11 protein-coding genes are annotated in these 13,852 nt (G+C 63.2%); 2 read left to right on the top strand and 9 right to left on the bottom strand.

Annotated elements, in window-relative coordinates; translation table 11 throughout:
* Window positions 1-28: 28 nt before the first annotated feature.
* From ACZ9XP_RS05135 to ACZ9XP_RS05175, 9 genes are all read right to left on the bottom strand, one after another.
* The gene (locus ACZ9XP_RS05135; RefSeq protein WP_465188104.1) at window positions 29-2,182 is read right to left on the bottom strand and encodes a UvrD-helicase domain-containing protein; all 2,154 of its coding nucleotides are present in this window, start codon (window positions 2,180-2,182) and stop codon (window positions 29-31) included.
* 50 nt (window positions 2,183-2,232) lie between these two features.
* Window positions 2,233-3,243: a LacI family DNA-binding transcriptional regulator gene (locus tag ACZ9XP_RS05140; RefSeq protein ID WP_147686609.1), complete on the bottom strand. Its 1,011-nt coding sequence runs from the start codon at window positions 3,241-3,243 to the stop codon at window positions 2,233-2,235.
* Window positions 3,244-3,357: 114 nt separating this feature from the next.
* Window positions 3,358-4,290 carry a ribose ABC transporter substrate-binding protein RbsB gene (gene rbsB, locus ACZ9XP_RS05145; protein WP_147686607.1) on the bottom strand — a complete coding sequence of 311 codons (933 nt, stop codon included), beginning with the start codon at window positions 4,288-4,290 and terminating at the stop codon, window positions 3,358-3,360.
* A gap of 65 nt (window positions 4,291-4,355) precedes the next feature.
* Complete coding sequence (locus tag ACZ9XP_RS05150; protein ID WP_147695213.1) at window positions 4,356-5,294, bottom strand: ABC transporter permease; 939 nt, start codon at window positions 5,292-5,294, stop codon at window positions 4,356-4,358.
* Window positions 5,295-5,298: 4 nt separating this feature from the next.
* Entirely contained in the window at window positions 5,299-6,807 is a 1,509-nt protein-coding gene (locus tag ACZ9XP_RS05155) for a sugar ABC transporter ATP-binding protein (RefSeq protein ID WP_147686603.1), read from the bottom strand.
* A gap of 9 nt (window positions 6,808-6,816) precedes the next feature.
* Window positions 6,817-7,215, bottom strand: a complete 399-nt coding sequence (gene rbsD, locus ACZ9XP_RS05160) for a D-ribose pyranase (RefSeq protein WP_147686601.1) — start codon at window positions 7,213-7,215, stop codon at window positions 6,817-6,819.
* Window positions 7,212-8,102, bottom strand: coding sequence for a ribokinase (locus ACZ9XP_RS05165; RefSeq protein ID WP_147686599.1), 891 nt, complete (start codon window positions 8,100-8,102; stop codon window positions 7,212-7,214). Before ACZ9XP_RS05165 ends, rbsD begins: the two co-directional genes overlap by 4 nt.
* 426 nt (window positions 8,103-8,528) lie before the next feature.
* A complete protein-coding gene (locus ACZ9XP_RS05170; RefSeq protein ID WP_465188105.1) occupies window positions 8,529-10,601 on the bottom strand; it encodes an acyltransferase family protein in 2,073 nt (690 codons plus the stop codon).
* Between the two features lie 116 nt (window positions 10,602-10,717).
* Window positions 10,718-10,948 carry a DUF2061 domain-containing protein gene (locus ACZ9XP_RS05175; protein ID WP_147695208.1) on the bottom strand — a complete coding sequence of 77 codons (231 nt, stop codon included), beginning with the start codon at window positions 10,946-10,948 and terminating at the stop codon, window positions 10,718-10,720.
* Between the two features lie 264 nt (window positions 10,949-11,212).
* Between ACZ9XP_RS05175 and ACZ9XP_RS05180 the strand changes: the two genes are divergently transcribed.
* Both ACZ9XP_RS05180 and miaB read left to right on the top strand, forming a co-directional pair.
* Complete coding sequence (locus ACZ9XP_RS05180; RefSeq protein WP_465188106.1) at window positions 11,213-12,406, top strand: cation:proton antiporter domain-containing protein; 1,194 nt, start codon at window positions 11,213-11,215, stop codon at window positions 12,404-12,406.
* Window positions 12,407-12,500: 94 nt separating this feature from the next.
* The gene (miaB, locus tag ACZ9XP_RS05185; RefSeq protein WP_147686591.1) at window positions 12,501-13,835 is read left to right on the top strand and encodes a tRNA (N6-isopentenyl adenosine(37)-C2)-methylthiotransferase MiaB; all 1,335 of its coding nucleotides are present in this window, start codon (window positions 12,501-12,503) and stop codon (window positions 13,833-13,835) included.
* The last annotated feature ends 17 nt before the right edge of the window (window positions 13,836-13,852 follow it).

Genomic DNA, 13,852 nt, shown 5'->3' on the forward strand with positions numbered 1-13,852 from the left:
ATTGCCCCGCTTTTGTTATGTTGGTGGCTTATAGAGACGTCAGTTTGTCTGCAGCGTAACGCAAATCCAGCCACTTGATGCCGTGCTCGGCAAAATTGATCTGCAAACGCAGGTCGTCGCCTGCACCTTCCGCGTTAATCACGACCCCCGCACCAAACTTGGTATGGCTAAGCGACTGGCCCACACGCCAGCCCCCCTGCCGGGCGGCCGCCTTTTGCTGCACAAAAGCCGGTTCTGCCCAGCTGCTGCGGCTGGCAACAGGCGCAGCTTTTACCGTAGCAGATAAAACCTGTAACAGCTCGGCCGGAATTTCATCCACAAAGCGCGAACGGATAGGGTAACGGCTCTGCCCGTGCAGCATGCGGCTTTGCGCATTGGTGAGGTAAAGCCGCTGTCTGGCACGCGTGATGGCCACGTACATCAGCCGCCGCTCTTCTTCCAGACCCTTGGCGTCATTAAAGCTGTTTTCGTGCGGGAACAGCCCTTCCTCCAGGCCACCCACAAATACGGCGTTGAATTCGAGCCCTTTGGCCGCGTGCACAGTCATCAGCTGCAAGGCGTCCTGGCCTGCGTCGGCCTGGTGGTCGCCCGCTTCCAGGCTGGCCTGGGTGAGAAACTCCACCACCGCCAGCTGTGGCTCTTGCGGCATGAAGCCGGTGGCAGCATTGATCAGCTCGTCCAGGTTGGACAGGCGTTCTTCGCCGTCTTTCTTGTCGGCCTCGTACATGCTACGCAAACCGGAATCGTCGATCACCAGGCTCACCTGCTCGGCCAGGTTCAAAGGCTCGCAGCGCTGGCGCAGTTTTTCTACCAGCAGCACAAACTCGGCCAGCTTGCCGGCGGTACGCCCGCCCCCTGCCCCGCAGGCGGCCTGCCACAGGCTGACGCCCTGCTCGCGGCTGGCGGTTTGCAGGTTTTCCACCGTACGGGCACCAATGCCGCGCGCCGGCACGTTGATCACGCGCAGCAGGGCGTTGTCGTCATCCGGGTTGATGGCCAGGCGCAAGTAGGCCAGTGCGTGCTTGATTTCCTGACGCTCGAAAAAGCGCAGGCCACCATAAATACGGTAGGCCACGCCGGCTTGCACCAGCACCTGCTCCAGAATGCGCGACTGCGCGTTGCTGCGGTACAGCACCGCCATGTCGGACAGATTCCAGCCGTCGCGTTTCAGTGCTTTGACCTCGTCCACGATGAACTGGGCTTCTTCGCCATCGGAATACGCATCAAACAAGCGGATCTTGTCGCCGGGGCCGGCGGCGGTCCACAGCTTTTTGCCCAGGCGCCCGTCGTTGCGCTCGATCAGCGCGTTGGCCGCATCCAGGATGGTGCCGGCCGAGCGGTAGTTCTGCTCCAGCCGCACAGGGCCGGCCACGCCGTAGTCGGCCAGCAGCGCGCGCATATTGCCCACTTCGGCGCCACGGAAGGCGTAAATGGACTGGTCGTCGTCGCCCACGGCAAACAGCGCGTTGTCGGGGCCGGCCAGCAGCTTGAGCCAGGCGTATTGCAGGCGGTTGGTATCCTGGAACTCGTCTACCAGCACAAAGCGGAAACGCGCGCGGTAGTGCTCGCATAGCGCGGCATTACGCGACAGCAGCTCGTAGCTGCGCAGCAGCAGCTCGGCAAAATCCACCACGCCTTCGCGGTTGCACTGCGCGTCGTAGGCGGCGTACAGCTCGATGAGCTTTTTGGTATACGGGTCGTAGGCGCTGAGCTCGCCGGCGCGCACGCCGGCTTCTTTCTGGCCGTTGATGAACTGCTGTACCTGCTTGGGCGGGAATTTCTCGTCGGAGATATCCAGGCTCTTGAGCAGGCGTTTGATAGCGCTTTGCTGCTCGCCGCTGTCCAGAATCTGAAAGGTTTGCGGCAGGCCGGCGTCACGGTAGTGCATGCGCAGCAGGCGGTTGCACAGGCCATGGAAGGTGCCTATCCACATGGTTTTCACGTTCACCGGCATCATGGCGGCCAAGCGGGTCTGCATTTCGCGGGCGGCTTTATTGGTAAACGTTACCGCCAGAATGCTGGCCGGGTTGGCTTGGCCGGTTTGCAGCAGCCAGGCAATGCGCGTGGTCAGCACCCGTGTTTTGCCACTACCGGCGCCAGCCAGCACCAGCGCGCTTTTGGCGGGCCAGGTGACGGCGGAAAGTTGTTCGGCGTTCAGGCCAGCAAGCAGGTCATTGTTCATGGGGCGGGGTCAGGCGGGTACGAAAGCGTTCATTCTACCAGCCGCCTGCCCTAGCCGCCGTGCGGGCTGCGCAACAGGGTAGCGGCAATGCGGGTGTCGGTGGCCGGCAGCGGCTGGCCTTCCAGCAAAGCCAGCACTTTAGCCAGGCTGGCGGCGGCCAGGCTTTCCGAATCCTGCTGCACGGCATCGATGGCCAGCGGCAGGCAGTCCAGCAGCGCGTGGTGGTCAAAGGTCATCATGCTGCGCGGCGCATCGTGCAGGCCGTGCTGGCGCAGGTACGCCAACACGCCTTCCAGCAGGGTGATGGATGCGGTAAACAGCGCCTGCGGGTAGCGGCCGTTGGCCGCATGCCAGGCTTGCATCATGGCGTAGCCGGATTCGCGCAGGAAGTCGCGCTCGCACACCCAGCCCGGCTGCTCGGCCAGGCCGGCAGCGGCCAACGCCTGGCGATAGCCGGCCAGGCGGTCGCGGCTGGGGGATAGCGCGGCCTGGCCGCCAAAATACACCAGCTCGCTGATGCCTGCGGCCAACTTGGGTGCCAGGAGCTGTACCACGCTGTCGGTGGCGTCGGTCACCACCGAGGGGATGCCGCTGTCGTCCAGCCGGCGGTCGACAAACACCAGCGGCAGGCGACGTGTCCATTTCTGGTAATGGCGAGCATCGCTACTGCACGGCACCACCAGCATGCCGTCTACCTGACGTGCCACCAGCTGTGTCATGCCGGCGCTTTCGCGCTCGGGGTCTTCGTCGCTGGTCACCATCAACAGCTGCAGGTCGCGGGCGCGGCACAGGTTTTCCAGCGCCTGCGCCAGCGCAGCGTGGCTGGCGTTGGTCAGGTCGGGAATCACCAAGCCAATGGCCTGGCTGCGGCGATTGCGCAGCGAACGTGCCGAGTGCGACGGGCTGAAGTTCAGCTCGCGCGCCACCTGCTCTACCCGCGCCACCGTGGCCTGAGCAATGCGGTAGCGTTCGGCGTGGCCATTGAGCACCATACTGGCCGTGGTGCGCGATACCCCGGCAATACGGGCGACATCGTCAATGGTCAGGCGCTGAAACGTCATGAAAAACTCCTGCGGCGTAGCCGGGCAAAGAAAATCCCTGCCAGCCCTATGCTGGCAGGGACCTCGATTGTATTACAGCGGCTACCCGCCATAGCGGGTTAGCCGCAAGCTGGCTTACTTCACCAGGTTCAGCGGTACCGGGATAAATTTATCCACAGGCTGGCCGGCGATCAGCTTTTTAGCGGTTTGCACGCCGTACTGGCCAATCAGCTCGGGCTGCTGCTGTACGGTCGCGGCCAGGGTGCCACCTTTTACCGCGGCCACGGCGTCGGCGGTCGCATCAAAGCCCACCACTACCACGTTTTTCAGGCCGGCAGCCTGGATGGCTTTCACCGCGCCCAGCGCCATTTCGTCGTTGTGGGCAAACACACCCTGAATGCCTTTATTGCCCTGGATGATGTTTTCCATCACCGACAGGCCTTTGGCACGGTCAAAGTCCGCCGGCTGTTTGGCCAGCAGTTTCACGTCGGCCTTACCATCCACTACCTGATGGAAGCCCTGGCCACGCTCGCGCGCAGCAGACGAACCGGCAATGCCTTCCAGCTCTACGATATTGCCCTTGCCGCCCAGTTTTTCCAGCAGAAACTCGCCGGCCATCTTGCCACCGGCCACGTTGTCGGACGCAATGTGCGCGCTGACGTCGGCACCGGTCACGCTACGGTCCAGCGATACCACCTTGATGCCCTTGCTGGTGGCTTCTTTCACCACATTGGCCACGGCGGCGGAGTCGGTCGGGTTAATCAGGATCACGTTTACCTTTTTCTGGATCAGGTCTTCCACGCTGGCCTGTTGCTTGGCCGGGTCGTCCTGAGCATCCACGGTAATCAGGTTGATGCCTTCTTTCTTGGCCTCCGCCTCGGCGCCGTCACGCAGCGACACAAAGAACGGGTTGTTCAGCGTGGACACGGCCAGGCCAACGGTGGCGGTGCTGGTGGCAGCAGCCGGCTCGCTGGCAGCGGCCGGTGCGCTGTCCGGGCCCTGCTTGGAGCAAGCAGCAATACCAAAAGCCAGCAGGCTGGCCAGCAGCGGGGTGATGATGCGATTCATGGTGCGACTCCCTGTTTTATTGAACGACACGTGTTGCCGCCACCGGCCACCGGCCGGCAGCCGGTTTACTTTTTGCCTGCGCGGTCCAGTAGTACCGCCAGCAGAATGACAGCGCCCTTGATCACCTGCTGGTAGAACGACGATACGCCCAGCAGGTTCAGGCCATTGTTCAGTACGCCAATCAGCAGCGCCCCCATCAGGGTGCCAAAGATCCAGCCACGGCCGCCGGTCAGGCTGGTGCCACCCAGCACCACGGCTGCGATGGCGTCCAGCTCGTAGCCGGTACCGGCGGTGGGCTGCGCCGAGTTCAGGCGCGAGGTCAGCACCACGCCTGCCATGGCCGACATGGCGCCGGACACGGTGTAAACCCAGATCTTGATGCGGTCCACCTTCACGCCGGACAGGCGCGAGGCTTCTTCGTTACCGCCGGTGGCGTACACGTGGCGGCCGAAAACGGTCTGCTTCAGCAGGAACCAGAAGCCGGCAAACATCAGCAGCATCCATACCACCGGTACCGGCACCAGACCGGCCACGTAGCCGCCGCCCAGCATCTGGAAGAAATCGCTGTCCAGGCCGGTAATGGGGCTACCACCGGAAAACACCAGCGACAGGCCGCGCAAGATGGTCATGGACGCCAGCGTGGCGATAAACGGTGCCACCTTGCCCTTGCTGATGATCCAGCCGTTGGCAAAGCCCATGCCGGCACCGGCAGCAATGCCCAGCAGCGTGGCCAGCACCGGGTCCAGCCCGCTCTGGATCATCAGCGCAATGCACACCGACGACAGCGCCAGGATGGAGCCCACCGACAAATCAATACCGCCCAGCAGGATGACCAGCGTCATGCCGAAGGCAATCAGCGCGTTGATCGATACCTGGCGCATCACGTTCATCAGGTTGCCCACGGTCAGGAAATCCGGGCTCATGATGGCCAGCGCGCCGGAAACCACCAGCAGCGCGATAAAAGGGCCCAGCTTTTGCAGCGTGGCTTTTTGTTGTGCAGTCATGCTTTTAGTCCTGTGTAGTGCGGGTGTCGTGGCCGGCGGTGCCGGTGGCGGCGGCCATGATGTCTTCCTGGCTCAAGTTGGCCGCATCGAACAGCGCTGTCTGGCGGCCTTCGTGCAGCACCAGAATGCGGTTGCTCATCGCCATCACCTCGGGCAGCTCGGACGACACCATCACGATGGCCACGCCGGCGGCGGCCAGCTGGTTGATGATGTGGTAAATCTCGGCCTTGCCGCCCACGTCCACGCCGCGCGTGGGTTCGTCCAGCAGCAGCACCTTGGGCGGCTTGGCAAGCCATTTGGCAAACACCACTTTTTGCTGGTTGCCACCGGAGAGCGATTTCACGTCCAGCTCAGCATCGCGGGTGCGGATGCGCAGCTGGCTGATCTGCTGCGCCACCGCGGCCTGCTCGGCCGCACCGTTGACCACGCCCAGGCGGGCGTAGCTGTCCAGGTGCACCAGCGTGGCGTTTTCGCGCACCGACATGCCCAGCACCAGGCCCTGGCTTTTGCGGTCTTCGGTGACAAACGCCAGGCCGGCAGCAATGGCGGCGGCCGGGCTGCGCACGTCCAGCGGCGCGCCGTCCAGCCACACTTCGCCGGCGGTGCGGCGGTTCACGCCAAACAGTGTCTTGAGGATTTCGCTACGGCCGGCGCCCATCAGGCCGGCAATGCCCAGTACCTCGCCGGCGCGGGCTTCGAAGCTGATGCCGTCGATATGGCGGCCATCAGACAAGCCGCGCACCGCCAGCCGCACCGCGCCCGGCACCACGTCACGGCCGGGGAAGCGGTCGCCGATTTCGCGGCCAACCATCAGCTTCACCACTTCGTCGAAACCGGTGTCGGCAATCACGCGCTCGCCCACAAAACAGCCATCGCGCAGCACGCTGATCTTGTCGCAGATATGGAAGATCTCTTCCATGCGGTGCGACACATACACAATGGCCACGCCGCGCGCCTGCAGGCCGCGCATCAGCGCAAACAGGGTGTCGATCTCGCGCGCCGACAACGCGGCGGTGGGCTCGTCCATGATCAGCACGCGGGCGTCCATGGCCAGCGCCTTGGCGATTTCCACCATCTGCTGCTGGCCGATGGACAGGCTGCCGGCTTCGGCTTCCACGTCGATCTGGCTGGCGCCCAGCGCGTCCAGCTGCGCCCGCGCCTGCTGGCGCATGGCGGCACGCTGGATCACGCCAAAGCGCGACGGCTCGCGGCCCAGAAACAGGTTTTCCATCACCGACAGCTGCGGAATCAGGTTCAGTTCCTGGTGGATGATGGCAATGCCCGCTGCCTCGGCGTCGCGGGTGCTGCGGATGGCCACGGCCTGGCCGTCTACCTCCACGCTACCGCTATCCGGCTGGTACACGCCGCTAAGGATCTTCATCAGCGTGGACTTGCCCGCGCCGTTTTCGCCCATCAGCGCGTGGATTTCGCCACCGTGCAGGGTGAAGTCCACGTTTTCCAGCACCCGCACCGGGCCAAAGGCCTTGCAGATGCCACGCATGCTTACCTTCATCGCCGCCTCCTAGAAAATCACGCCGGCGTACAGGATCACATTGGCGTACGGCGTGGCGTCGCCGGTGCGGATCACCGCCCGCGCCTGGCGGCAGTGCTGCTTGAACGCTTCGTGGCTGACAAATTCGGTGGCAATGCCCTGCGCCGGTAGCGCGGCGGCCAGCGCCGACACCGCCGGGTTATGGCTGTGGCACTCGCTGGCAAACAGCGCGCGCTCGCACGCCATGTCGGCCAACACGGTCTCCAGTACGCGGGCAAAACCGGGCTCGCCCAGCGCCAGCGACACGTCGATGCACTCCACGCCCGCGGGTACCGGCAGGCCGCAATCGGCAATGACAATACTGTCGGTATGGCCCAGGCACGCCAGCACGCGGGCGATATCACGGTTCAGATGGCCCAGTTTTTTCATGCGGCGTGCTCCTGCAAAAAGGTGTCCAGTGCGGCCAGCGTGGGCATGCCGCCCTGCGCGCCCGGCTGCGTGACCGACAGCGCACCGGCGGCGGCGGCGCGACGTACCGCTTCGGGCAGGCCCAGGTGCAGGAAAGTCGCCAGCGCGCCGTTGAACGTGTCACCGGCCCCGGTGGTGTCTATCGGGGTCACCGCAAAACCGGGCTGCTGCTGCAGCTGGCCGCCGACATCGGCAAAGAAAGCGCCTTCGGCACCGTGCGTCATCACGATGCAGCCGCCTGCAGCAGCCACCAGCTCGCGCCATGGCTGCTGGCTGGCCAGCGTGGTGGCCAGCTCGAATTCATTGGGGGTCAGTACGCTGACGCGGGCCAGCAGCGCGGCCGGCAGCGCCACCGCTGGCGCCGGGTTCAGCATGAAGGGCTTGCCGTGGCGTGCGGCCAACATGGCGGCGTGCTCGACGGTAGCCAGTGGCACCTCCAGCTGCGCCAGTACCACGTCGGCGTCGGCAAAGGCCTGCTCGGCGGCGTCCAGCTGCGCCGGCTGCAGCGCATGGTTGGCGCCTGGCACCACGATGATGGCGTTATCGCTGCCACACAGGGTAATGCTGGCCACGCCGGTGGCCACGTCCACTTCGCTGACCCAGCGGGTATCCACGCCTTCGTGCGCCAGCACGGCTTTCAGCGCGGCGCCGAACGCATCGCGCCCCACACAGCCGATCATGCTCACCTGCGCGCCCAGACGCGCGGCGGCCACCGCCTGGTTGGCACCTTTGCCGCCCGGATAGGTGGCAAAGCCGCTACCGCTGAGCGTTTCGCCCAGCCGTGGCATGGTGGGGCTATTCACCACCATGTCCATATTGATACTGCCTATTACCAGCACACGCGTCATCGCGCTTGTCTCCTGCCTGCGGCCAACCTTGGTGGTAAACCGCGTTATCTGTTAGCTAACGTTTAGCTAAAACGTCATCAGCCAGCGCGAATGCTAGCGCACAGGGCCAGCGGCAGGAAAGAGAAAAACGCAAAAAATGTAAGGCATGCACTACAGAAAAGCACCGGATATGCCATTGGTTATCAATAGGACGCAGCAAAATGCAGCGTTAGCATACTCAGCAAGCCGGGCAGGCAGCGTGCTGTAGTTGCAGCGCACAAATTCTGACAAGCCACCGCAGCAAGCCTGCCCGGTGGCGAGCACCGCAGTGCAGCACGACCAGGCTGCCCGGCTGGGGCGGCACCAGCCCTGGGTGTGCTACAAAAAACAACACCCTCTGGTGACCTATGTCAGCAGAGGGTGTGTACAGGCGAGCAATAAACCGCTTCAGGGTTGGCTTGCCCAGCTAAACAAGGGGGCAAACTCCGCCTGCAGAGTACGCGACATACTGGCGGTCAGGTGATTCTGGTCCTGATAGCGCACCACGCCTGCGGCTGCCGCATAACAAGTCTGGGCATCGCAAAAACGGGCGATCGGGTCCCAGACGCGCACATTGGCATGGCGGCTGGCAACTTGCTGCAGAATGGGCAGGATAGCGGCGCGCTGGCGGTCGACATCGGCACGGCTGGCATGGCAGGCGGCTGCGCCACGGCGGGCCAGGCATTCCGGCACAGAAAGCGGCATTTCCGGCTCGGGCGCCAGCAGCACCAGCTTGAGCTTGAGCGCCGCCAGCTGGCTGGCGACGCGATCCAGCGAGGCCGCCATCACCTGCAAGGAATGCGCACGGTCAAGCTGGCCCACGCCTGCCAGCATGGCCCCCGCCACCGCCACATTGCCCTGGGCATCCGCCTGCGCCAGGCCGGTAATGCTGGCACTGCCCGCGACAGGCAGCGCGGTATAGCCGTTCCAGCGCACGTTCATCAGCACGCCATGCAGCCCGCTACGCGATAGCTGTGCCAGCTCGGCCATCACCGCGCGCGAGTGATTCAGGCACCAGCTGCGCACCTTACCCTCCCCCACCGGCACGGCATCCACCAACGGCGGGCAGCCATGGTAAGCGCGGCGCAGGATACCTACCCCTTGTGCCTGTGCCAGTAGCTGGTACATGGGCATGGCGTGGTCGGTATGGGAATCGCCCCAGGCCAACAGCTGCAAGGGCGCTTGCGCGGGGCCGATACGGCAGCGGGCTTGCGGCGAGAGTGGCACGCCACGTTCTGGCATGTCACAGCCTGGCGGTAGCTGCGCCTGGTCTTGCTTGACCTGCAAAATAGCCTGATAACCTGGCCAGGGGTATTTTTTGGGCAGATACATGGCAGCGCTGGCGACCAGCCACACCAGCACCGACATGGCCAGCCCGGCCCACAGCGTAGACTTGTCGGTTGCAAAGCAGCGCCAGCGGCGTTGCCTTACCGGCTGCTCGACCAGGCAGTAGGTTAGCCAGGCCAGCAACAGCGCCAGCACCCCACCCAACAGGAAATCCCGTGGCAGATCGCGCTGGCCTACATCGTAATAACGCCCCAGCGCCAGCAAAGGCTGGTGCCACAGATACCAGCTGTAGGACAACAAGCCTAGCGCCGTAAACCAGCGGCTACCCAGCAGGCGGCCTGGTGCGTTATGCGGGTCCAGCCCGCCTGCGGCCAACACCAGCAGCGTACCGCATACTGGCAGCAACACCACCCAGCCGGGGAACACCATGCTGTGCTCGTCAAGCAGCACAATGCTGGCCAGCAAGATAGCCAGGCCGCCACCCGCCAAAGCATTGGCATGCCATGCACTACGGCTATGGCGCAGCGGTAGCCAGGCCAGCAAGCCACCCGCCGCAAACTCCCACGCTCGTGCCGGCATCAGGTAAAACGCCTTGGGCATATCGCGATAGGACAAATAAAGACAAGCAGCAAAAGACAGCAACAGCACGGCCAGCAAGGTTGGCCGCAAAGCCTTTTCCCCGCCCCCCGCACGGTAAGCCCCCAGCATCAGCAGCGGCCACAACAGGTAATACTGCTCCTCTACCGCCAGCGACCAGGTATGCAGCAAGGGCTTCAGGTCGGTAGCCGTATTGAAGTAGTCAAAAGCATGCTTCATGAAATGGTGGTTGGCCGATAAGGTCACCACCGCGCGCGCCTCGCGCCCCAGCGTGTTGGCAGCATCCGGCAGCAAAACCATATAGCCTGCCAGCAGCGTAGCCAGCGTCACCAGCACCAGTGCCGGACCCAGACGGCGGATACGCCGTGCAAAGAAGGCGGCAAAACCCAGGCGGCCGGTAGCCAGCAGCTCCTGGCGCAGCAAGCCGCTAATCAGAAACCCGCTGAGTACAAAAAAGATATCCACGCCCACAAAGCCACCCGGCAAGCCGGGCACACCAATGTGATAGGCAATCACGCTCAGTACCGCAATGGCGCGCAAGCCATCGATATCCGGGCGATAAAACGCAGAAGAAGCAGGACGGGGGAAGGCCAGCATGCGGGAAACCAGTGTAGGAGGCGGGCTCTGCATCGCTAGCACACTCGCTAACGCACAACAAAACCCTACAAAAATGATGCAATTCTACACCAGCCTTTTACATACGGCGGGAGCTGCTAGTGGCGATGCAGCAGCCCCCGGTGCCCGGCGGTGGCGGTATCCGGTTCTGCCGCCTTGTTGGCCCGGATACGGTCCCACACTTTTTCATGAAAGTAGTACGCCACGGTATTCACCAGCGGTTCTACCAGTGCCAGCAGGCTGGCGATGCCAAAGCTGCCGGTGAGCAGATAAGCCACGCAGAACGCCACGGTGAAATGACAGATGGCGAAGGTGATGGTCTTGATCATGATGCACTCCAGAAGCTATTGAACTTAAGTTGATGATAGCCACAATCACTCAATAGCTAAAATTGAATGTTTTTAGCAGCACCATTAAGTAAAACAAATTCGATGGATTATGCTCAAACGGTGAACTCTGCCGCCGCCAGACTTTCTATCTTTAAATAGCCGCCAGCCAGGCCTAGCGCAGACAGGCCAGCCGCGCCCTGCCGCCCCGCCCGCAGCACGCGGCCAGGCTGGCGACCACAAAATGACAATGGACAGGGAGAACACATGCATGCAACCCCACTGATTACCACGCTGGTCGGCGCACTGGTCACCGCCTTTCTGCTGGGCGCCGTGGCGCTCAAGCTGCGCCTGCCACCGCTGCTGGGCTATCTGGCGGCCGGTATTCTGATCGGCCCGTTTACCCCGGGTTTTGTGGCAGATGGCCACCTGGCGGCCGAGCTGGCCGAGCTGGGGGTCATCCTGCTGATGTTCGGCGTCGGGCTGCACTTTTCCATACAAGACCTGTGGGCGGTACGGCGCATTGCACTACCCGGTGCTTTTGCCCAGATTACAGTGGCCATCGCCCTGGGCTGCGGCCTGAGCGTGCTACTGGGCTGGAGCGTGCCGCAGGGCCTGCTGTTTGGCATGGCGTTATCGGTAGCCAGCACCGTGGTGCTGCTCAAGGCACTGGAAGAACACAACAAACTGGAAACCCCGGCTGGCAAGGTGGCGGTAGGCTGGCTGGTCAGCGAAGACCTGGCCACCATTCTGGCGCTGGTGCTGATCCCCGCGCTGGCAGGTAGCGCTGCGGCCAACCTGGGGGACTCGCTACAGGCGATTCTGCTCACGCTGGGCAAAGTGGCCGCCTTTGTGGCGGTGATGATGCTGGTGGGACAGAAAGCCATCCCGTGGATGCTGGAAAAAATCGTGCACACCGGCAGCCGCGAAATGTTCCGCCTGGGTGTGCTGGCCACCGCACTGGGCGTGGCCTATGGCGCCACCGCCTTGTTTGAGGTGTCGTTTGCGCTGGGCGCCTTCTTTGCCGGCACCGTGCTGGCCGGCTCACCGTTCAGCCACCGCGCCGCCGAAGAAGCCATGCCGCTGCGCGATGCGTTTTCGGTGCTGTTTTTCGTGGCTGCCGGCATGCTGTTCGACCCGCGCGTGCTGATTACCGATACCGCGGCCGTGCTGGCCACGCTGGCCATCATCATCGTGGGCAAGGGCCTGGCCGCCTGGCTGCTGATGGCGCTGCTGCGCCAGCCACGCGGCGAACGCTGGCTGCTGGCGGCCAGCCTGGCGCAGATAGGCGAGTTCTCCTTCATTCTGGCCAACCTGGGCCTGAGCCTGCAGCTGCTACCCGAACGCGGCCATGCGCTGATCATGGCCGGGGCCATCTTGTCCATCCTGCTGAACCCGCTACTGTTCCGCCTGGCACTGCGCCGCGCCGGCCCGCCCGCTGCCGCTACCGGCGCGATGTGATAAACTCGCGCAAGCTATTCATTCGCCAGCAAAAACACGCCCACGACACAAGTGGCCGCTGTGAGCTGGCCTTCTCTTTTTTGCAGATACCAGCATGAAAAAGGTTTACATCAAGACATTCGGCTGCCAGATGAACGAGTACGACTCGGACAAAATGGTAGACGTACTGGGCAGTACCGAGGGCATGATCAAGACGGAAAACCCGGAAGAGGCCGACGTGATCCTGTTCAATACCTGTAGCGTGCGCGAAAAAGCGCAAGAAAAGGTGTTTTCCGACCTGGGCCGTATCCGCCCGCTGAAAGAGGCCAACCCCAACCTGATTATCGGCGTGGGCGGCTGCGTAGCCAGCCAGGAAGGCGACACCATCGTGAAGCGTGCGCCGTATGTAGACGTGGTGTTCGGCCCGCAAACCCTGCACCGCCTGCCCGAGCTGATCAAGAGCCGCCAGCAAAGCGGCACCTCGCAGGTAGATATTTCCTTCCCCGAAATCGAAAAATTCGACCACATCCCGCCGGCCAAGGTAGACGGTGCCGCCGCCATGGTGTCGGTGATGGAAGGCTGTTCCAAATACTGCTCGTTCTGCGTGGTGCCCTACACCCGCGGCGAAGAAGTATCGCGCCCGTTTGACGACGTACTCACCGAAATAGCCAACCTGGCGCTGCAAGGCGTTAAAGAAATCACCCTGCTGGGCCAGAACGTCAACGCCTACCGCGGTGCCATGGCCGACGGCGAGATTGCCGACTTTGCCACCCTGCTGGAATACGTGCACGAGATCCCCGGCATCGAGCGCATGCGTTTTACCACCAGCCACCCACGCGAGTTCAGCCAGCGCATCATCGACTGCTACGCACGCCTGCCCAAGCTGGTATCGCACCTGCACCTGCCGGTACAAAGCGGCTCCGACCGCGTGCTTAGCGCCATGAAACGCGGCTACACCGCGCTGGAATACAAGTCCATCATCCGCAAGCTGCGCGCCATCCGCCCCGACCTGTGCCTGTCGTCCGACTTTATCGTGGGCTTCCCCGGCGAAACCGAGGCCGAGTTCGAGCAGACACTCAAGCTGGTGAAAGACCTGGCCTTCGATTTCAGCTACGTGTTCATCTACAGCCCGCGCCCGGGCACCCCTGCGGCCAACCTGGTAGACGACACCCCGCACAAGGAAAAAGTCCGCCGCCTGGAAGCGCTGAACGAAGTGATCGAAGCGCGTGGCTTCGAGATCAACCAGAGCATGGTGGGCACCGTACAGCGCGTGCTGGTGCAGAACATCTCCAAAAAAGACCCCGGCATGCTGGCAGGCCGTACCGCCAACAACCGCGTGGTGAACTTTGTCGGCCAGCCACGGTTGATCAACCAGCTGGTAGACGTGGTGATTACCGAAGCCAACCCGCACTCGCTGGGCGGTGAAATCCTCACCCTGGAAACCGCCTGAGCCAGGCCAGCCGGGCA

The organism is Vogesella perlucida (assembly GCF_979366545.1).